Below are 19,834 nucleotides of genomic sequence, written 5' to 3'. Positions count from 1 at the left end.
CTCTGCCGGAAAGCGCCCCGTGCAGGATGAATTGTTGCATTGCACAATTAACAAGTATAGCCTTGGTTTACGTTGCGAGAACCAAGATTGGGGCACCAATTGATCCGCTTGAGCAACATGACGAATGGCAAGCACGGGGTTCATGACTGAAGCCCCGCCATCCCGCACTGCGCCCTTGGTGGAGACGCGCGACAGTTCCGCCGGGAAGCCAGCGCCGCTGGTCTCGGTCGCGATTGCGGCGTACAATTGCGAGGACTTCCTCGAAGAGGCGGTTGCGTCCGCGCTGGACCAAGGCGTTCCGGTGGAAGTTATCATCGTCGATGACGTATCGAGCGATGGCACCGCACAACTCGCCCGGCGGCTCGCGCGCGATGAGGCGCGGATCCGGGCCTTGTCCATGGAGAGCAATGGCGGCCCGGCTGCGGCGCGGAATGCTGCGCTGGACGCAGCGCGCGGCGAGTGGTTTGCCGTTCTCGATGCCGACGATTTCTACGCACCGGACCGGCTCCGCCAGCTCGTCGAGATGGCCGAGGCGGACCAGGCGGACCTGATTGCCGATGACCTGATCGTTTTCGATAATGACAATGTCACGCCGCCTTCGCGTTACCTGCGGCGGCACAAGGCGGGCAGCCGCGAATGGCTGACCCTGACCAAATATCTGAACGCGACCCGGATGTTCAGCCGAAGGCCCAATCTCGGCTTCCTCAAACCGGTCTTCCGGCTCAGCTCGCTTCGCGAAGCCGGGATTCGCTATGACGAAAGGCTGCGCATCGGCGAGGACGACCTGCTGGTGCTGCAGATGCTGATGGCGGGCATGCGTTACCGGCTGGCCGCCTTGCCCGGCTACTTTTACCGCAAGCATTCGACCTCGATCTCACACCGGCTTTCGCAGGCGAATATCGACCAGATATCGCTCGTCACGAGCGAAGTGGAACAGGCCCTTGGCAGTGCTTCTCCCGAAGAAAAGCGCGCTTTCCGCGCCAGGAAGCACTCGGTGCGCACGGCACTCGGGTTCGTCCATTTCGTCGACCATGTGAAGGCAGGACAATGGCGGCAGGCCGCCGGGATTATCCTCGAGAACCCGTCCGTCCTGCGGCTCGTGCCACTGCCGCTGACCGACCGCCTGGGGCGATGGGCCTCGCGGCGCATCAAGCCGCGCAGCACGGCGGACGCCCCTCACCCGAAATTGAACATTGCCACACAACGTACGGGGTAGAGCCTTGCTTGAAGCCAAACAGGTCGAACCGATGGAAGCGCCCGTGCCACCGGCAGCGGCGGAGCAGCCTGCCCGTCGCGTGCAGGTGCGCGTCGTGTCCTTCGCCGATGCGGCAGAGCGGCGCGCCCGTTTGACCGAGTCGATCAGCAAGGTCGATTGCGACTGGTCCTTCTTCGATGTCGTGCCCGCCGAAGGCCTCCCCGTCGCCTATGACGAGGCGAAGGCCTACGAAACCTATGGCTCCGTATTGTCGGCCGCCGAACGCAGCTGTGCGGCCAGCCATATCGCGATGATGGAAGAGTTCGTTGCCAAGGGCACCAGCGACTACCTGCTGTGCATGGAGGATGACGTCCTCCTTGACCCCTATGTCCGGCTCGATGCCATGGCCGGGTTCATGGCGCTTTGCGACGTCCACTTCATGCGCCTGTATGCCCGCTTCTTCGTGCCGGCGAACTTCCTCGGAGCGGTCGGGCGGATGGCGTTCTATCGCGCCACCTGGCCTGCGCTCGGGACCCAGTGTTTCCTCCTTTCGCGGGCCGGCGCAACGCGCCTGCTCGAAAGCTTCCATTCGACTGGTCTGATCGCACCGATCGACGTGATGCTGGACGGCTTCTGGCGAACGGACATGCCCGTCGTCGTCGCCTATCCCTTCCCCGCCATCGAGCTCGGCCTGCCTTCAAGCATTCACAACAACCGCACATTGGTCGACGAGCGCAATGATGCGCTGAGGGCTTCGATCGGGCCACGCCCGACGCGCCGCGCCAAACTCGGCGAACGTGTCGCGCGTGCCATGGCCAACCGGAAATTCCGCAGTTTCGACAAGAAGCTGGAACAGCGGATCAAGGAGAACATAAGTGCCCTCCACACAGCCTTCCATGGTTGAGGACCCCGTCGCCGAACTGGTCGGGCGGCAGCAGGCCCTGCTGAGGGACCATCTTGCGCGCTTCGTCGGGCCGGGTTCGGATTATGCCCTGCTGGATTTCCCGGACTATGCAAATGTCGGCGACAGCGCCATCTGGCTGGGCGCGATCTCCGTGCTGACGGGGCTGACCGGCCGCCAGCCATTCCTCGCCTCGCGCGCCGACGGGTTTCGTGCCGAAGCGCTCGAACGCCTTCCCGACGGAGGGGTCATCTTCATCAACGGTGGAGGCAATTTCGGCGACATCTGGCAAGGACCGCAGATGTTTCGCGAGAGCATACTGAGCAGGTTCCGCGATCGCACGATCGTCCAGTTACCGCAGAGTATCCACTATGGCGACGAAGCGGCTGCCGATCGCACCGCCAAGGTCATCGCCGATACCAGCGACTTCCACCTCTTCGTGCGCGACCACAAGAGCATGCAGTTTGCCGAGACCCGACTGAACTGCGCCGCCACCCTCGCTCCCGATTGCGCGATGGGCATGGGACCGCTCGACCGGCGCGGTCCGGTGGAAATCGACCTGCTCTGGCTGCTGCGATCCGATGTCGAGCGCGATCCGCGCAACCGCGAGGCGCCGGGTGAAGGCGCCATCGTGGAGGACTGGCTGGAGGAGCCGCCGATGCCGCGCGGCAGCCTTCGCCGCGCCGCTGTGTGGGACATGCTGAAATCCGGCTCGCTTTCGCTCGAACTCACCCGAACCCTGCTGCTCAACCGCATTGCCGCGCACAGGCTGGAGCGCGGCTTGCGCCAGCTTTCGCGCGCCCGCCATGTCGTGACCGACCGGCTGCACTCCCACATCCTTTGCGCGATGATGGGCATTCCGCATGTCGTGCTGGACAATAGCTATGGCAAGGTTTCGGGCTACAGGAACTGCTGGCATGGGGACCTGGATATTGCCGTCCTGGCAGGCTCGGCAGCAGAGATTCCCCAGGCGCTAAAGGCTCTCGATGCCCTCGGGGAGCCGACCTGACGAAATGACCCAGATCCGCTCACGCCTTGCCCGCGGCAGCATGCTGCTGATGGCCTCGCGTGTCATCATCAACGTGCTGGCCTTTGCCTCGACGATCATGCTGGCGCGCCTGCTGACCCCGGAGGATTTCGGGTTGGTGGCTATCGCAACGACGATCCTCGCCATTGCCATGGCGGTGACCCAGCTTTCGCTGGCAGAGTCCATCATCCAGCTCGACGATCCCACGCCAGACCACCTCAACACCGCTTGGACGATGGGCGTGATACGCGCGGCGATAATCGCCTCGCTCTTCGCTATCGCCGCCTATCCGACCGCCCAGTTCTTCGAGGATACTCGGTTAGCGAACATCATGTTCGCCCTCGGCGCGGGCATGATGATCAACGGCTTCGCCAACCCCCGCCGCGCCCTGTTCCAGCGGGACCTTGTTTTCAAACAAGAGTTCCTGATCGAAGTCAGCGCGAAACTCGCCATGGTTGCGACAAGCATTTCGATCGCGTGGATTTTCCGCAGCTATTGGGCGCTGATCGGCGGATTGCTGGCCAGCTACGTGATGACGGTCGGCATCGGCTATGTGCTGATGCCCTACCGGCCGCATTTCACCCTGTCGCGCTTTCGGGAGCTGTGGTCGTTCTCCTTCTGGCTGACGCTCAGCCAGGCGATGAACACGATCAACTGGCGCTTCGACCAGCTGCTGATAGGCAAGTTCATCGGGCGCGCGAGCCTTGGTGCCTATACGGTCGGCGACAACCTCGCACAGATGCCCACGCGCGAAATGACCACGCCTTTGACCAAGACGCTGTTTCCCGGCTTCGCCTCGCTCGGCAAGGACAAGGGACGCGTTGGTGCAGGCTATGCACGGGCACAGGCCATCGTCACCACCCTCGTCCTTCCGGTCGGCGTTGGTGTGGCGCTAATCGCCGATCCGGCCGTACGCCTTGGCATGGGCGAGAAATGGGCGGCCTCCATCTTCGTGATCCAGGCACTGGCATCGGTATTCGCGCTACAGACGATCGGGTCGCTGGCGCATCCGCTGGCGCTTTCGCAGGGGCGAACCAAGCTGATCTTCAAGCGCGACTGCCAGTATTTCGCGCTCCGCCTGCCGGCGATTGTCGGCGGTCTCTATTTCGGTGGCCTCACCGGTGTGGTCATCGGGCGCGTATTCGTCGGCCTGATGGGTATCGGCTTCAATGTGGCGATCGTGCGGAGGCTGGTCGATATTCCGATAAGGCGCCAGCTGCAGGCGAACCTGCGTCCGGTACTGAGCGCTATCATCATGGTTGCGGCGGTGCTGCTTGCGCGCGGCATGTGGACCCACGGGACCGAGACTTCCGACCTCGTCCTCGACCTCGCCCTCAGCATTCCCCTGGGGGCGACCGCATATATGGGCAGCCTCATCATCCTCTGGGCCATCTCCGGCTACCCGGACGGCCCCGAGCGCGAAGCCATGTCCGTCCTGGCAGCCTATCGGGACAAGTTCTTCGCCCGCAAGGAACTGAACTGAGCGCGATCGGCTGCTGCTATTCGCTGCAATGGCCGCCCGCATTCATGCTCGCCGAATAGGCGACGCAGGTAATCACCGCCTCGGTGGGCACGGCAGTCTCATCGAACCGGCCCGCCCATTCGCTCAAGGTGCGCGTGCCCCATAGCGAGAACATGACCTTCTGCCTCTCATTCGGAAGCGGGAGCTCATCGCCCTCCTCCTCATGGACGAGGCTACCGTCCACGAACCAGCGGATCGAACCGCGCTGCCAGTCGAAACCGTAGGTATGGAACCCCTCCGTCGCGTCGAAAGACAGCGGAATCGTGGTCGCCACCTTTTCGCCGCCGGTGAAATAGGTCGCCTGCATCGTCCGGGGGGACTTGCCGAGAATCTCGACATCGATCTCGTTCCACGGCTTGTTCCAGTGCGGCCCGATATAGGTGAAGAAGCCGGTGATGATCCCGCTTCCCGGCGCTGCACGCAGCCGTGCTTCGTAATAGCCGTGGCCATATGTCCCCCCCGACTGGATTTCGCCGGAGGAATAATCCGCGAACTCGGTACTGTTGGGCGCCAAAGCGATGTGCAGGCCGTCCTCAGTCCAGACCTGCATCGCGCGCCAGTCATTGACCATGTAGTCGCCATTGTACCAGCCATCGGAGACGGACCAGAAGGACCTGTCAATCGTCTCGAAACGCTCGACGAAGGGTGCCTCCCCCGTCAGCAAAACCGGCAATGGGCGCTCTCCTTGCGCGGCATCGCCGCTCCGGTCGGCAAGGGAAATGCCAGCGATCCCTGCCAGCCCGAGGACCGGCAGCAGGACCCTGGCCGGCATCACCCTTCTTCTTCCGCCGGCTTTTTCAGTTCGATGAGGACGTACCAGGCCAGCCAGCGCATGGGCGAGCGAAACAGCACGCGGTCGATGGCCGATGTCACCGAAAGCACGGCATCGCCCGGACCGGTATCGCGCAACGGCACGGAGAGCAGCGTGGTCAGGCCGTAGAAATCGAGCCGCTCGACGTCGAAATAGCGTTCGGCCAGCGTGAAGTCGCTCTTCAGCAGCGGATGCTCGTCAGGCGTGCGCGCCTCGGGCGTCATCTGGCGGTAGCGGTTGAGCACCGGATTATGGCCCAGCGGCTCCCAGAAAAGCGCGGTCCCGCCGGGCCGGAGCACTCGGCGAATGCTCTCGAAGCTCTTTTTCAGGTCGAGGTGATGGATGATCCCGCGGCCGAAGACGAGGTCGAAGGATCCATCGGGGAAGGTCATCTCCTCCGCGTTCATCTCGAGATAGTGAACGTTGGAGAGACCTCTGTTCGCAGCTGCAGCATTGGCCTTTTCGACAGCCACGGTCGAGATGTCGATCCCCGTGAGTGTTCGCGCAAGGCTGGCAAGTGTATCCCCTTGGGAAATACCACCGCAGCCATATTCCAGTATGTCCTTTCCCTTCGCCAGCTCGGCGACTCTGTTTCCGTAATGCGAAGATCCGTGCTTTATGCTTGCATAGTACTTTCCCTGCGCATCACGGACTTCCTCCGTAAATCGGGCGTCGTGGAAAGATTTTTCGTTTTCAATACGAGCGGCGGTTCCTGAGGACATGAGGCGCTCCTTCCAATTGACTTGGATGAAAAGCGTATCGAATATTGCTGCACTGCACAAGATGTGGTTTAAAGCGAGTTGAAAGAGGCGGGATTGAGTCGGCCGGGGTGTAGGAAATGCCCTGCCCGCACGCATTCCCGGTTCGATCGGCAAACGGCCCGCGACAAGACGGGCACGAGAAGCCGCAGGAGGTTCGGATGTTCGGTCAGGTCCGGACGGAGGACAATGGTGCTGCGTGATTTCAGTCTTTCGGACAATGCTGACACATTCGCCGCCGACATCTGCGTCGTCGGAGCCGGTGCCGCGGGCATAACCCTCGCCAGGGAACTGGGCGACAGGGGCTTCGACGTCATCCTGCTGGAAGGTGGGGACAAGGGGATCAGCGCGAGTGCGCAAGAGCTGTTCACCGGAGAAAGCGTAGGCGCGCCGATCGCGCTCGATGAAGGGCGCTACCGGGTTTATGGCGGCTCGACCTTGCGCTGGCGGGGCCGCTGCGCTGCCCTCGATCCAATCGATTTCGAACCGCGCCCCTGGGTACCCGATTCCGGCTGGCCCTTGGAAGCACACGATTTCGGGCAGCATTACCGGCAGGCCTGGGAATATTGCGGTTTTCGCGACTTGGGGCCCAGCGATGCGGACGTCCTGCGCAAGCGCCTGAAATTCAATGGCGACCTCGATAACAGCCCCATACGGCCGTATATCTGGCGCTTCGCTCCCACAGGTCGGGAGATCTATCAGGATTGGGCGAAGCGTTTCGGCCCCCGGCTGGAGAAGTCGCGCAATGTGACCGTCCTGCTCAATGCCAATGCCACCGCGCTCGTGCCATCGCCCTCGAACAATCATGTCGAAGCGGTGGAGATCAGTTCACGCGAGGGCAAAAGGGCGCAGATCCGGGCACGAGAGTTCATCTTTGCCTGCGGCGGGATCGAGAATGCCCGGCTCGCCCTCAACTTCGCGGAGCAGACGCCGGGCCTGTTCGAAAGCGTGAGTGATGCGCTCGGCCGCTATTTCATGCAGCACCCCAAGGCCGTGACCGCCAAGGTCCTGCCGGAGGACGGCCAGGAAATCCGCCTGCAGCGCATGTTCAACATCCTGCTGCAGCCGCGCGGCACGCAATACGAAGTGGGGCTTGCGCTCTCCGAAAAGGCGCAGCGCGACCTCCGGCTGATGAATTGCAGCGGCCACTTCCGCTACGTGGAGCGTCCCGATTCCGGATGGTGGCACGTCAAGTCGCTGATGGGGCGCAAGGGCGCGCGTTCGCCCGCCCATGTGCACTTCAAAGGCATGCTCACCGACAGCAAGCGCATTGCCAGCAACGCCGCACGCAGGCTGTGCGGGCGCCACTCCCTGCTGCCCTCGCCCGACGCGCTGTTCGTGGCCGAGGTCGAGCAGGTTCCCGACCGCGATAGCAGGGTCATGCTCCTCGATGACCGTGATGGCCTTGGGCTGCGCAAGGCCCGCATCGACTGGCGGATCAGCGAGGTAGAGCATCGCACCGTGCTCAGCTTCACCCATTTCGCGGACGTAGCGCTGCGGCGGCTGGGCTTCGGACGGCTGCAGATCGACGAGGGCTTTTCCACGCGCGGTACGATGGCGAACGGGCAGTTGCGCGAAAGCTATCACCACATCGGCGCCACGCGCATGAGCGAGACCGGTGCGACCGGCGTGGTCGACGGCAACAGCGCGGTGCACGGCGTGGACAATCTCTATTTCACCGGCTCATCGGTCATGCCGACCGGCGGCCATGCGAATCCGACCCTGACCATCGTGGCGCTGGCATTGCGGCTGGCGGACCATATGATGCAGCGGCAACCTGCCTGAGCGATCGGTGGATATGACCTCTTCGCAAGCCCTTGAAACGATCGACGTGTGCATTTGCACCTATCGCCGGCCCGAGATTGCCGGGACTCTTGCCTCGATCGCGGCGCAGGATCTGCCCGACCATTTGCGGCTCCGCGTCATCGTGGCGGATAATGACAGCACAGCTGCCCGTCTCGAGGAGATCGCAGCCTGCTGCCGTTCCTTGAACCTCGACCACATCTATGTGCATGCGCCGGAGAAGAACATCTCGCGCGCCCGCAATGCCTGCCTGGATAATGCAAGCGCGGACTGGGTAGCCTTCATCGATGATGACGAGACCGCGGAAGAGGGATGGTTGGCGGCACTGGCCGCCGCACGACCGGGCAAGAACTGCGTCTTCGGTCCGACCCGGGCGATCTACGATCCCGAGACCGCTCCCGACTGGATGATCCGCGGCGATTTCCATTCGCACAGCATGGGCCCGCGCGAAGCGGCGCATAATGGATCGACCTGCAATGTCATGATCGACCGCCTGTTCGTGGAGCGCCATGGCCTGCGTTTCCGGGAGGAGTTGGGGACAGTTGGCGGTGAGGACACGATGTTCTTCCACGACATGCTCGATAATGGCGCCAGCTTCGCCTTCGAGCCCAAGGCGATGGTATCGGAACCGGTTGCGCCGGCGCGCGCAAATCTCAAGTGGCTGCTGCGGCGTCGCTACCGCTCGGGACAAATCCATTTCCGTGCATTGCAGCGCGGGACACGGTCGAGAGTTTCTATTGCCGGCTCGGCCTTCATCCGGGTCGCCTATTGCGCGCTTGCTGCGCTATTCGCGCCCAACAAGACCGGTAAGGCGCGTAATTTGGCACGCGGCGCCCTCCATGCAGGCGTGCTTACCTCGGCCTTCGGGGCGAGCCTTTACGAAGAATACGCTTAGGCTTCAGGCTCTTGCTGTGCGAGAGTGCGGGCCAGTTCCGCTTTCGCCTCATGCAGTGCCACCTCCTCGTTGCGTTCGGCAATGCAGCCGATCAGCAGCAGCGCCGGGCCGGAGCCAAGCGCGGTCTTCGCACCGAGAGGCAGCAGGTCAAGGCGAGTGCGGAAGATCTTCTCCTCCGGCAGGCTGGCATTCTCCACCATCGCCACCGGCGTATCGCCCGCCATGCCGGCTTCCATCAGCCCTTTGGCGATCTCGGGGGCCGAGCTCTTGCCCATATAGATGGCAAGTGTCGCCTGCGGATCGGCCAGCGCCTGCCAGTCGAGCGCGAGCAGCTGCCCCTTCTTCGTGTGGGCGGTGACGAAGGTCAGCCGCCGGGCCAGTCCACGAAGGGTCAAGGAGGTGCCCAGGCTGGCCGAAGCCGCACTGGCGGCGGTGATGCCGGGGCAGATGCGCACCGAAATGCCCGCCTCGCGGCAAGCCGTCAGCTCTTCCATGGAGCGACCAAAGATCGACGGGTCGCCGCCTTTGAGACGAACCACCCGTTCACCCGCCAGCGCTGCTTCGACGATTAGCTGATCGATCGTCTTCTGGTCCTTCGAATGGCGGCCAGCGCGCTTGCCCACCGAAACGCGCCGGACATCCGCGGGGATCAGGTCGAGCACGCCCGGGCCCACCAGCGCATCGTGGAAGACCACGCTGGCAGCGCCAATCAGCCGTTCGGCCTTGCGGGTCAGCAGGTCGGGATCGCCCGGACCTGCACCGACCAGCCAGACTTCGCCCCAGACTTCGCCTTTTGCAATCTTGGTCATTCCGCAGCCTCCCTGACGGTGGCATCCGTCTCTTCTATGATCTGCGCGATCAGCGTGCGACAGGACCCGCAATTGGTCCCCGCACAGGTCGCCTCGCCAACCGCCTGAACCGTATTCGCGCCGTTGGCGGCGGCTTCGCGAATGGTGTTCTCTCCCACATCGTGACAGACGCAGACGACCTTGCCGCGATCGGGCAAGGCGATGGCGGGACGTCCGGCAAGCAACTCATGGTCGCTGGCATCGGGCGCGGCGAATTGGCGTACGATCCAGTCGCGCGCAGGCAGTTCGCCGGACCGGGTGAGATAGAGCGCGGCCAGCATCTGTCCGTCTTCATCGCCCACCGTGACCCGGCGCATGCCGCGTGCGATATCGGCGACCTCGCGCCGCATGCCCTCGGGCAGCAACGCATCGATATCCACGGCGCCCAGCCCCGCAAGCTCGGTCAGCCAGCCGCCTTTCACGCGCATTTGCGCCCAATAGGTGCAGTCGGGCTGCACGCGGGTACGGGTGAGCAGGAAGGCGCGCCATTCGGGCTGCCAGGGCGCGATATCGGCAGCGACGTTCTTGAAGGCGGGCTGGCCAGAAACGGGATCGGTCTTCGCCTCTACCAGCAGGCCCGTACGCCCGCCGCCCGAATTGGCATCGGTGAAATGCATCGGCACGAAGATCTGGCCGGTCACCTGCCCATCGCTCACCGCCACGCGATAGATGCTTTCCCCCGCCGCGCTGGAAACGCACGCCAGCCCGCCATCCTCGAGCGCAAGACGTTCGGCATCGGCGGGATGCACTTCCACCAGCGGCTCGCGTCGATGGACAGAGAGCGAGGGGCTGAGGCCGGTGCGCGTCATCGTGTGCCACTGGTCGCGATAGCGGCCGGTATTGAGCACCATTCCATCCACTTGCGTTTTAGGTGCGGTCACGGCGATCAGCCGCGCCTTGCCGTCGCTGGTGGCAAAGCCGTGCCGCAGCGGATGCGTGCCGCCCCACTGGAAGGGCAGCATCCGCTCATAATCGCGATCGCTGCAATCAGCCCATTGGGTGAGGTCGAGCTTCTTGCCATGGCGACCGGCAAGTGCCGTCATCGCCGCGTATTCGCGGAAGATTGCTGCGGGCGAGGTAAAGTCGAAGTGCCGCCCGTGTCCCAGCCGAGCGGCGACATCGCAGACGATCCGCCAGTCGGCCCGCGCCTCTCCGGGAGCAGCGAGCAGCGCCCGCTGGCGCGAGACGCGGCGTTCGGAATTGGTGACCGTCCCATCCTTCTCCGCCCAGCCGAGCGCGGGCAGGCGCACATGGGCGAACTTCGCCGTGTCGGTATCGGCAATCACGTCCGAGACCACGATGTTCGGGCAGCGCGCCAGCGCCTCGCGCACGAAGCCCGCATCGGGCATCGACACCGCCGGATTGGTCGCCATCACCCAGAGGAACTTGATCCGCCCCTCATGCACGGCGCGGAACAGGTCGACCGCCTTCAAGCCCTGCCCGGAACACAGGCGATCGGTCTTCCAGAAACCCGCGACATCGGCGCGCTCATCCTCGGAAAAGCCAAGGTGGCAGGCGAGCGTGTTGGCAAGCCCGCCCACTTCGCGTCCGCCCATCGCATTGGGCTGGCCGGTAATGCTGAAAGGTCCCGCGCCCAGCCGGTTGATGCGGCCCGTTGCGAGGTGGAAATTGATGATCGCATTGCCCTTGTCCGTCCCGCAGGCGGACTGGTTGGCACCCTGGCTGAACAGGGTGAGCATGCGCGGGCGTTCCATAAGGAGGTCGACCAGCTTGGCGAAGATCTGCGGATTGACACCATGCTCGCCGGAAAGCCCGGCGAAGAAGCCCTCGGGCACCTCGCACTGGTCGCGCAGGAACTTCGCATCCAGCCCGCCGCGCTTCGCCACCGCATCGAGCAGCGCATTGAACAGCGCGATATCGCCATCGGGGGCGACAGGAATGTGCAGGTCGGCCAGTGCCGCGGTTTCGGTGCGCCGCGGGTCGATCACGACCAGCTTCGTCCCACGCCGCTCGCGCAGTTTCTCGATCCGCTGCCAGATGACCGGATGGCACCACGCGGTGTTGGAGCCGACAAGCACGACCAGGTCCGCGCAATCGAGATCCTCGTAACTGCAAGGCACCACGTCCTCGCCGAATGCGCGGTTATGCGCGGCAACCGCACTCGCCATGCAAAGGCGCGAATTGGTGTCGATGGTCCCCGTGCCGATAAAGCCCTTGGCGAGCTTGTTGGCGACGTAATAGTCCTCGGTCAGCAACTGGCCGGAAACGTAGAAGGCCACGCTTTCGGGGCCGTGCTCGGCGATTACGCTCTGCAGGCGCTCTGCCACATCGTCCAGCGCCTCATCCCAGCTCGCTCGCCGCTCGCCCAGCATCGGGTGCAGCAAGCGGCCTTCCAGCTCCAGCGTCTCACCCAAATAGGTACCCTTGGAGCACAACCGGCCATGATTGGCAGGGTGCGTCTTGTCGCCCTTGATGGTGACTTCGCGCGCGCCCTTTACCTGAGCGGCAATTCCGCATCCCACGCCGCAATAGGCGCAGGTGGTGTTGATGGGCGCGCCCTTTGCCAAGATCAGGCCGCCGCGACCTGCGCCGCGGGCGCGGGTTCGTCAAAAGGGCCGGTAGGGATCACCGCCTCTCGCAGCAGGTAGATGCGGCCATTGTCCACTTTCAGCGGGATGGTGGGGGTGCAGCCCTTGTCATCGCCCAGCGCCTCGCCGCTTTTCAGCGAGATGCGCCAATTGTGCAGCGGACAGGAGACGCTGTCGCCATGGATGATGCCCTGGCTGAGCGGGCCCTGCTTGTGCGGGCACTTGTTGACCAGCGCGTAGAACTCGCCGCGCATGGTGTGGAAGACGGCGATCTCGTCCGCCCCTGCCACCGGCAGCGTGCGCGCCGTGCCCGGCTCGATCTGCGTGGTGGGACCGATATCGAGCCATTTGCCGACCGTGGCGGACATCATGCATTCTCCATTTCAAGCGGGCGGATTTCGGCGATGTGGCTGTGCAGGTCCTTGTGGGCGCCTGCCGCACGGCCCGCCCAGGGATCGACCTGCCAGTATTTCTGCGACAGGCGGAAGCGCGCGGCGAGGCGGGTGATCCGTTCCGGATCGTCGAACAGCTGCGACTTGATCCAGTCGAGGCCCTTGCGCTCCAGCCAGGGGGCCGTGCGTTCGAGGTAATGCGCATCCTCGCGATAGAGCTGGATGAAGGCGGCGCAATGTTCCATCGCCTCCTCCTCGGTCTCAACCTTGCACAGCAGGTCCGTGGCGCGGACCTTGATCCCGCCATTGCCGCCGACATGCAGCTCGTAACCGCTGTCGACGCAGACCACGCCGAAATCCTTGATCGTCGCTTCGGCGCAATTGCGCGGGCAGCCGCTGACGGCGATCTTGAACTTGTGCGGCATGTAGCTGCCCCAGGTCATCTTCTCGATCTTGACCCCGAGCCCGGTCGAATCCTGCGTGCCGAAGCGGCACCATTCGCTGCCGACGCAGGTCTTCACCGTGCGCAGCGCCTTGCCGTATGCGTGGCCCGAGACCATGCCGGCGGCGTTGAGATCGGCCCAGACGGCAGGAAGGTCTTCCTTCTTGATGCCGAAGATGTCGAGCCGCTGGCCGCCGGTCACCTTGACCATCGGCGCATCGTATTTCTCGACCACGTCGGCAATCGCGCGCAGTTCCTTGGGGCTGGTCAGCCCGCCCCACATGCGCGGCACGACGGAGTAGGTGCCGTCCTTCTGGATATTGGCGTGCAGGCGCTCATTGACGAAGCGGCTCTTCTCGTCATCCTCATATTCGCCGGGCCATGCGCAGAGCAGATAGTAATTGAGCGCGGGGCGGCAGCTGGAACAGCCATCGGGGGTGGTCCAGTGCAGTTCCTGCATCACCTGCGGGATGACTTTCAGTTCCTTTTCCAGGATCAGGCGGCGCACATCGTCATGGGTGAAGCTGGTGCACTTGCACATGGTCTTGGGGCCGCTTGCGACCGCGTCCTCGCCCAAAGTGATCGCCAGCAGGCTTTCGACGAGATTGGTGCAGGAGCCGCAGCTGGCCGAGGCCTTGCAGGTGGAGCGCACCGCATCGAGGCTGTGGGCGCCTCCATTGATGCACTGGACGACCTTGCCCTTGGAGACGCCGTTGCAGCCGCAGATTTCCGCATCATCCGACAGGGCGGCAACGGCGGCATTAGGGTCCGCAAGGGCACCTCCGCCGCTGGCAAAGGCCTGTCCGAAGATCAGCGCCTCGCGAATGTCGGAGATATCCTCCTCCTTCTTCAGGAGGTCGAAATACCAGTTGCCGTCGGCCGTATCGCCATAGAGCACCGCGCCGACGATCTTGCCGTCCTTGACCACCACGCGCTTGTAGATGCCGCGAGAGGCATCGCGCATCACGATATCCTCGCAATCCTCTCCGCCGGAGAAATCGCCTGCCGAAAACAAATCGATGCCCGAAACCTTAAGCTTGGTCGAGGTGACCGATCCTTCATAGCCACTGGGCTGTTCGGTCAGGTGATCTGCCAGCGATCGGCACATCTCCCACAGCGGCGCGACGAGGCCGTAGCAAGCCCCGCGATGCTGGACGCATTCGCCCACCGCCAGGATATCAGGGTCCGACGTGACCATGTGGTCATCCACCACGATCCCGCGCTCGCATTCGAGGTTCGCACCCTTGGCGAGGCCGGTCGCAGGCTTGATGCCCGCGGCCATCACCACGATGTCGGCCTTCACCTTCGTCCCGTCTTCCAGCTCGATGCCGACGACCTTGCCTTCGACGCCGTGGATCACCTTGGTGTTGGCGCTGGTGAGGATCGTCTGGCCGCGGCCTTCCAGTTCCTGCCGCAGCAGGTAGCCCGCCGCCTCGTCGAGCTGGCGTTCCATCAGTGTGGGCATGAGGTGAACGACGGTGACCTTCATGCCGCGAAGCGAGAGGCCATGCGCAGCCTCCAGCCCGAGCAGGCCACCGCCGATCACCACTGCATCACCGCCCTTCTCCGCAGCGGCGAGCATTGTGTCGACATCGTCGAGGTCGCGGAACGTCACCACGCCTTCAAGGTCGTTTCCGGGAATGGGAATGATGAAGGGATCGGAGCCGGTGGCGATCAGCAACTTGTCGTAAGGCTCTACCCGGCCCGAGCGGCTGACGACCGTCTTCGCCTCGCGATCGATATGATCGACCGGATCGCCGCCGACCAGCGTGATGCCATTGTCATCGTACCAGTCCTGCCCGTTGATCACGATCTCTTCGAAGGTCTTTTCGCCCGCCAGCACAGGGGAAAGCATGATGCGGTTGTAATTGACCCGCGGCTCGGCCCCGAAAATGGTGATGTCGTAGCGGTCGGCATCGCGCTCGAGCACTTCCTCCACCGCGCGGCAGCCGGCCATGCCGTTGCCGATCACCACCAGCTTCTCGCGCTTCGGCGTCTCGATTGTCGTCTGGGCGTTCATCGTCCAAGTCCCTTGTCGACAACGCACGCAAAAAAGCCGCCAAGTCTTGCGAAAGACTGGCGGCGCCATTGCCACGTTGTGATTTGATCTGTCAGCGAGAGGGCCGGATCGTCCACCGATGGACGGGCACAACACTTGCTGGAAATGGCAATAGCCGATTCGGGCAGGTGGCGGCAAGCCTCTTTTTGCAGTGCAGCAACGGCCCACCGCCACCGTTGCACGTTTACCAGCTTTTGTAGGGCAGGAATTTCCCGCTCATCACAACCTTTACGCGGTCGCCCTTCTCATGCTCGACTTTCTCGATCTCCATGTCGAAATCGATCGCACTCATGATCCCGTCACCGAATTTCTCCTGCACCAGCTCCTTGAAGGCCTCTCCGAAGACGCCGGTGATTTCGTACCAGCGATAGATGCAGGGATCGGTCGGCACGAGTTTGTCGAACTGCTTGGTGGGGAATTCGGTGAGCACCGTCACCGCCTCTTCCGGAAGGTCGAGCAGCTTTGCCACTTTTGCCGCCGGTTCGGGCAGCAGGCTGTTCATGCCGAGGCAGGCGGAGGTGACGAAGACCTCACTCTGCCCCGCAGCAGCGGCAATCTCCGCCCAGCTGATCTGCTTTTCGCGCTTGGCGGCGCGGATCATGGTGGTGACATCGGATTTGGTCATCATGGGTCTGACTCCTCTTTTTCTGCAGGTGGACGGCTCGGGGCAAAATCCGGCCGGGTGATGATGGAAATGACGAGTGCGGCCGCCAGCACCAACGCGATCAGCCGCCACGTGTTGAGCGAACCGCGCTGCAACAGGGGCAGCGTATTGCGCAGCAGCTCCGGATTGGGGCGGGCAAGATCGCTCACAAACTCCGCCGGTGTGGCGTAACGTTTGGCCGGATCGACGGCGACGGCACGGGCCAGCGCGGCATCGACCCATTCGGGAATGTCCGGATTGCGCGAGGCGGCGGGGATATAGGCAAGCTTGCGCTGCGCCCTTGCCGTGTCGGCGGCGGATACGCGTGCACCATAGGGCAGGCTGCCGGTCAGCATGTGGTAGGCGATGACGCCGAGCGAGAAGACATCGCTCGCAACGCTCGCCGCTTCGCCCAGATAAAGCTCGGGCGCGGAATACTGGATCGTGCCGGCATAGGCCGCATCCTCCATCTCCGGCATCGCGATCTCGTCCAGCCCCGCCACCTGGGTGGAGCCGAAATCGATGATCGTCGCATGGCCGCTCTCATCGATCATGATGTTGTGGGGGCGCAGGTCGCGATGGAGCATTTCGCGGCGGTGCATCGCCTCAAGGCCAGCGGAAACCTGGTTCACTATCCGGCGCACGGGCGCGATCTGGCCGGGCGCATTGTCGAGGATCCACTGGTGCAGCGTGCGCCCCGAAACATGGCGGCTGACCGAAAAGACATGGGCCCGCGCGGCATGCAGGGGGACGGCGGAGAGCAGGTTGGGATGGTCGAGCCGCCGCATCACCCATTCTTCCAGCAGCAGGCCGGCCAGCGCGTCGGCGTCCTGCGAGCGTTCGGTGGATGGCACCTTGATCACGACATCGGCATCGTCCTCCGCATGGCGCGCGAGATAGGCATGGCTGCGCGGCCCCGAATGCAGCTGGCGCAGGATGCGATAGCCTTCGAAATCCTGCCCCTCCTCCAGCACGGGTGCGGGGGCGAGGCGCAGGTCGCCGCCCAGCAGGTCGCCCACATCGCCCTGGGGCAGGCTCTCCACCCGCGCGATCTGCACGGTGAGGTTGTCGCCGCTGCCGCGATCGGCGGCGAGATCGGCCAGCCTCTTCGCCGCTTCGTCGAGATCGCGACATTGCTCGATGGCCGTAAGCAGGTCCGCCGTGCCGACGAATTCGTGGACGCCATCGGTCGAGAGCAGGAAGATATCGCCCGCTTCCACCGCGAGCTTGCGGTATTCGACTTCCAGCTGCGGATTGGCCCCCATGGCGCGGCCAAGATAGCTCTCCCCGCCGCCCAGATGGATGCGATGCTCCGTGGTGAGCACTTCGGCCTGCCTGCCCGTCAGGCGCAGAACCTGCGCATCGCCGACATGGAAGATATGCGCGCTGCGAGATTTGAACACGATCGCGCTCAGCGTGCAGATCAGGCCCGCCGCCTCGCGATCCTCGCCTTCTTCACGCGGGCGGTAGCGGGCGTTTTCGGCATGCATCCAGCTATTGGTCGCGCCGATCACGCATTCGCCGGACTTGCGCACGCTCCAGCCTTCGGAGGTGCAGAAATAATCGGTCAGGAAGCTGTTGACCGCGATCGCGGCGGCCTCCGCCCCGCGCCGACTGGTGCTGATGCCGTCGGCAAGGGCGAGCGCGATTCCCTTGGTGGCAAGGTCCGCGCCGTCCGGCGTCAGCGCGCCATGGAAATCCTGGTTCTCCGCCTTAGTTCCGGCGGAGGAATACTGGCCCAGCGAGATGGCAAGCGTCTGCCTGGTCATGGCCGGGGCCTGCAAGCTACGGGAGGCGGACACATCCGTCACAGCCCGCCTCCCTTGCTCGCGTCGGGGTCAGGCGACGCGGGTCAGCTTGGCGTCCGCCTCGACAGCGGCAGGCTTGCGGCTGGGGCTGGTGCGGACATGGGTGGAGTAGAGCATCAGCCCGGTGAAGGTCAGGCCGCCCACCAGGTTGCCAAGGACCACCGGGATTTCATTCCACAGCAGATAGTCACCGATGCTGAAATCGCCGCCCATCATCAGGCCACTCGGGAACAGGAACATGTTCACGATCGAATGCTCGAACACCATGTAGAAGAACAGCATGATCGGCATCCACATCGCCAGCACCTTGCCGGTGACGGTGGTCGAGACCTGCGCGCCGACCACACCGGTCGAAACCATCCAGTTGCACAGCATGGCGCGCACGAAGACCGTGATCCAGCCTGCAAGGCCATATTCGGCGTAGCCCACGGTGCGCGCTTCGCCCATTGTGGCGAAGATCAGGCCGACCGGATTGGTCTCTTCCGCGGCAAAGCCATAGGTCCAGTAGATCGCCATCATCACGGCCGTGGTCAGCGCGCCGGCAAAGTTGCCGACGAAGACGAGGCCCCAGTTCCTGAGGACTCCGCCCCATGTACAGCCTGGCCTCCTGTCCCACACGGCAAGTGGACACAGCACAAAGACGCCGGTCAACAAGTCATATCCGAGCAAATAGAGCAGGCAGAAGCCCACCGGGAACAGCACCGCGCCCGCCAGAGGCTCGCCGGTTTGCACGTTGATAGTGACGGCAAAGGCCGCCGCCAGTGCCAGAGTGGCACCCGCCATGTAGGCGCGGATCAGCGTGTCCTTGGTCGACATGAATATCTTGGATTCACCGGCGTCGACCAGCTTAGTGACGAATTCACTTGGTAGCAGATATGACATTATACCCTCCATCCATTGGGGTTAACGCTCTGAATCAGAAGCTGTATTCGGCCTGCAGCCAGAACTTCTCCGTATCGACGGCGAAGGCATTCGCGTCGTAATTGGCATATTTGAGGAGCAGACCGACCGGGCCGACCTTGAAGCCCAGCGAGGCATCCCATTCGGAGCCGTAATCGATCCCGCCGAAGTCGCTGTCGAAGTCGTGATAGATCACCGCCGCGGTCACATTGCCTACGCCCGGCAGGCTGAACTGCTTGCGCAGCCCGACATTGTAATCGCGCACGCCGGTGGCAGGCGTGGTCAGGAACAGGTCCGCCCAGCCCTGGAAAGCGTGGAGCGTCGCCATCGGCGTCTGGAACGCGGCCACGCCGTCATCGCTGCCCAGCTCCTCGTAATTGGCGGAAAGGTTGAAGCCGGCAATGGTGGTGCCCACGGTCAGGCTGATGAAATCGGCCGAGTAGTCGACCGGGTTGCTGCCGGCGTCAGCCTGCGTGGCATAGGTGGCCGAGAGGTCCAGGCTGGCCGCGCCCAGTGGCACGGCAGCACTGGCGGTCGCGCCGAAGGTCTGGCTGGAGAAGGCATCGCGCGTGTCGTAATCGACGATGTAGCTGAACGCCGTCACATCCACGACATCGAGATCGACCCCTGCATTGAGGAAGACGAAGTTGCCGTCGAAATACTCGTTCGGGCTGTCGACGCCGAAGATCGTGCGCTGGGAAATCGCCCAGACCGCATCGGCCTTGAAAGGGCCGGTGCCGACCTGAAGGCGCGCCGCATCGAAGGTCTGCTCGTTCTGCCGCCAGCCGACATTGCCGACGAAACGCGCATTGCCCATGATCACCCGCTGGCGGCCCAGCGTGCCGGTGAAGCCCTCGTCGCTATAGGAGACCTGGATCCGGTTGAGCTCCATGTTCTCCGGATCTGCGACGACCGAGAAAGGCTCCACACCATTGCCCGGCTGCGTGTCATTGTAATCGTCGATCAGCGCCGCGGTGCCCTCGCCTTCGACCAACACCTTGAAGCCCATATGCGCCAGTTCGGCGCCCAGCCGTCCGCGCAGGGTCAGCGCATCGGCATCGCCCGCAGCGTTGTCCTGCGACACGGTTTCATAGCGCAGGCGCGTATTGGCCTGGAGATCGAGCGTCCAGCCCTCCTCGATCACGATCGGATCGCCGGGGGCGGCGAGAGCCGGACTGGAAAAGCACGCGATGGCAGTGGCAGTCAGAAGACAGGTCTTGATACGCATAGAGTCACCTCCCTGGAGCCGCCCAGCACGGACGGCTCTTTCCGAAACGGAAA

At 63.6% G+C, this 19,834-nt stretch carries 16 protein-coding genes; 6 read left to right on the top strand and 10 right to left on the bottom strand.

Annotated elements, in window-relative coordinates:
• Positions 1 to 142: 142 nt before the first annotated feature.
• From E5222_RS01860 to E5222_RS01845, 4 genes are read left to right on the top strand one after another with little or no spacing between them, the layout of a single operon-like run.
• On the top strand, positions 143 to 1,216 hold the full coding sequence (locus E5222_RS01860) for a glycosyltransferase family 2 protein (RefSeq protein WP_169053449.1): 1,074 nt from the start codon (positions 143 to 145) through the stop codon (positions 1,214 to 1,216).
• Between the two features lie 4 nt (positions 1,217 to 1,220).
• Positions 1,221 to 2,099 carry a glycosyltransferase family 25 protein gene (locus E5222_RS01855; RefSeq protein WP_136691959.1) on the top strand — a complete coding sequence of 293 codons (879 nt, stop codon included), beginning with the start codon at positions 1,221 to 1,223 and terminating at the stop codon, positions 2,097 to 2,099.
• Entirely contained in the window at positions 2,071 to 3,105 is a 1,035-nt protein-coding gene (locus E5222_RS01850; protein ID WP_136691957.1) for a polysaccharide pyruvyl transferase family protein, read from the top strand. The genes E5222_RS01855 and E5222_RS01850 overlap by 29 nt, the downstream gene beginning before the upstream one ends.
• Positions 3,106 to 3,109: 4 nt before the next feature.
• On the top strand, positions 3,110 to 4,606 hold the full coding sequence (locus E5222_RS01845; RefSeq protein WP_169053448.1) for a lipopolysaccharide biosynthesis protein: 1,497 nt from the start codon (positions 3,110 to 3,112) through the stop codon (positions 4,604 to 4,606).
• A gap of 16 nt (positions 4,607 to 4,622) precedes the next feature.
• Here E5222_RS01845 and E5222_RS01840 read toward each other — a convergent pair whose 3' ends face one another.
• Both E5222_RS01840 and E5222_RS01835 read right to left on the bottom strand, forming a co-directional pair.
• Positions 4,623 to 5,417 carry a family 16 glycosylhydrolase gene (locus E5222_RS01840; RefSeq protein WP_136691953.1) on the bottom strand — a complete coding sequence of 265 codons (795 nt, stop codon included), beginning with the start codon at positions 5,415 to 5,417 and terminating at the stop codon, positions 4,623 to 4,625.
• Positions 5,417 to 6,178, bottom strand: a complete 762-nt coding sequence (locus tag E5222_RS01835) for a class I SAM-dependent methyltransferase (RefSeq protein ID WP_136691951.1) — start codon at positions 6,176 to 6,178, stop codon at positions 5,417 to 5,419. The genes E5222_RS01840 and E5222_RS01835 overlap by 1 nt, the downstream gene beginning before the upstream one ends.
• 225 nt (positions 6,179 to 6,403) lie before the next feature.
• Here E5222_RS01835 and E5222_RS01830 point away from each other — a divergent pair, with 225 nt between their 5' ends.
• Both E5222_RS01830 and E5222_RS01825 read left to right on the top strand, forming a co-directional pair.
• Positions 6,404 to 7,999, top strand: coding sequence for an FAD-dependent oxidoreductase (locus tag E5222_RS01830; RefSeq protein WP_136691949.1), 1,596 nt, complete (start codon positions 6,404 to 6,406; stop codon positions 7,997 to 7,999).
• A gap of 13 nt (positions 8,000 to 8,012) precedes the next feature.
• Positions 8,013 to 8,912 carry a glycosyltransferase family 2 protein gene (locus E5222_RS01825; protein ID WP_136691947.1) on the top strand — a complete coding sequence of 300 codons (900 nt, stop codon included), beginning with the start codon at positions 8,013 to 8,015 and terminating at the stop codon, positions 8,910 to 8,912.
• Here E5222_RS01825 and cobA read toward each other — a convergent pair.
• The 8 genes from cobA to E5222_RS01785 all read right to left on the bottom strand — a co-directional run bounded on the left by cobA (position 8,909) and on the right by E5222_RS01785 (position 19,781).
• Positions 8,909 to 9,721, bottom strand: a complete 813-nt coding sequence (gene cobA / locus E5222_RS01820) for a uroporphyrinogen-III C-methyltransferase (protein WP_136691945.1) — start codon at positions 9,719 to 9,721, stop codon at positions 8,909 to 8,911. The genes E5222_RS01825 and cobA overlap by 4 nt on opposite strands.
• Positions 9,718 to 12,288 (bottom strand): nitrate reductase, encoded by a 2,571-nt coding sequence (locus E5222_RS01815; protein ID WP_136691943.1) that lies wholly within the window; start codon positions 12,286 to 12,288, stop codon positions 9,718 to 9,720. Before E5222_RS01815 ends, cobA begins: the two co-directional genes overlap by 4 nt.
• Positions 12,289 to 12,290: 2 nt before the next feature.
• Complete coding sequence (nirD, locus tag E5222_RS01810; RefSeq protein ID WP_246021508.1) at positions 12,291 to 12,680, bottom strand: nitrite reductase small subunit NirD; 390 nt, start codon at positions 12,678 to 12,680, stop codon at positions 12,291 to 12,293.
• Positions 12,677 to 15,163 (bottom strand): nitrite reductase large subunit NirB, encoded by a 2,487-nt coding sequence (gene nirB, locus E5222_RS01805; protein WP_136691941.1) that lies wholly within the window; start codon positions 15,161 to 15,163, stop codon positions 12,677 to 12,679. Before nirB ends, nirD begins: the two co-directional genes overlap by 4 nt.
• Before the next feature lie 223 nt (positions 15,164 to 15,386).
• Entirely contained in the window at positions 15,387 to 15,830 is a 444-nt protein-coding gene (gene cynS, locus E5222_RS01800) for a cyanase (RefSeq protein ID WP_136691939.1), read from the bottom strand.
• Positions 15,827 to 17,614, bottom strand: coding sequence for a bifunctional protein-serine/threonine kinase/phosphatase (locus tag E5222_RS01795; RefSeq protein WP_136691937.1), 1,788 nt, complete (start codon positions 17,612 to 17,614; stop codon positions 15,827 to 15,829). Before E5222_RS01795 ends, cynS begins: the two co-directional genes overlap by 4 nt.
• A gap of 69 nt (positions 17,615 to 17,683) precedes the next feature.
• A complete protein-coding gene (locus tag E5222_RS01790; RefSeq protein WP_136691936.1) occupies positions 17,684 to 18,535 on the bottom strand; it encodes a formate/nitrite transporter family protein in 852 nt (283 codons plus the stop codon).
• Between the two features lie 34 nt (positions 18,536 to 18,569).
• Complete coding sequence (locus tag E5222_RS01785) at positions 18,570 to 19,781, bottom strand: alginate export family protein (protein WP_136691935.1); 1,212 nt, start codon at positions 19,779 to 19,781, stop codon at positions 18,570 to 18,572.
• Positions 19,782 to 19,834 lie beyond the last annotated feature (53 nt).

The organism is Alteraurantiacibacter aquimixticola (genome assembly GCF_004965515.1).
GTDB lineage: Bacteria > Pseudomonadota > Alphaproteobacteria > Sphingomonadales > Sphingomonadaceae > Alteraurantiacibacter > Alteraurantiacibacter aquimixticola.
Note: the sequence above shows the minus strand (reverse complement) of the source record. Positions and strands in the feature narration are given on the sequence as shown.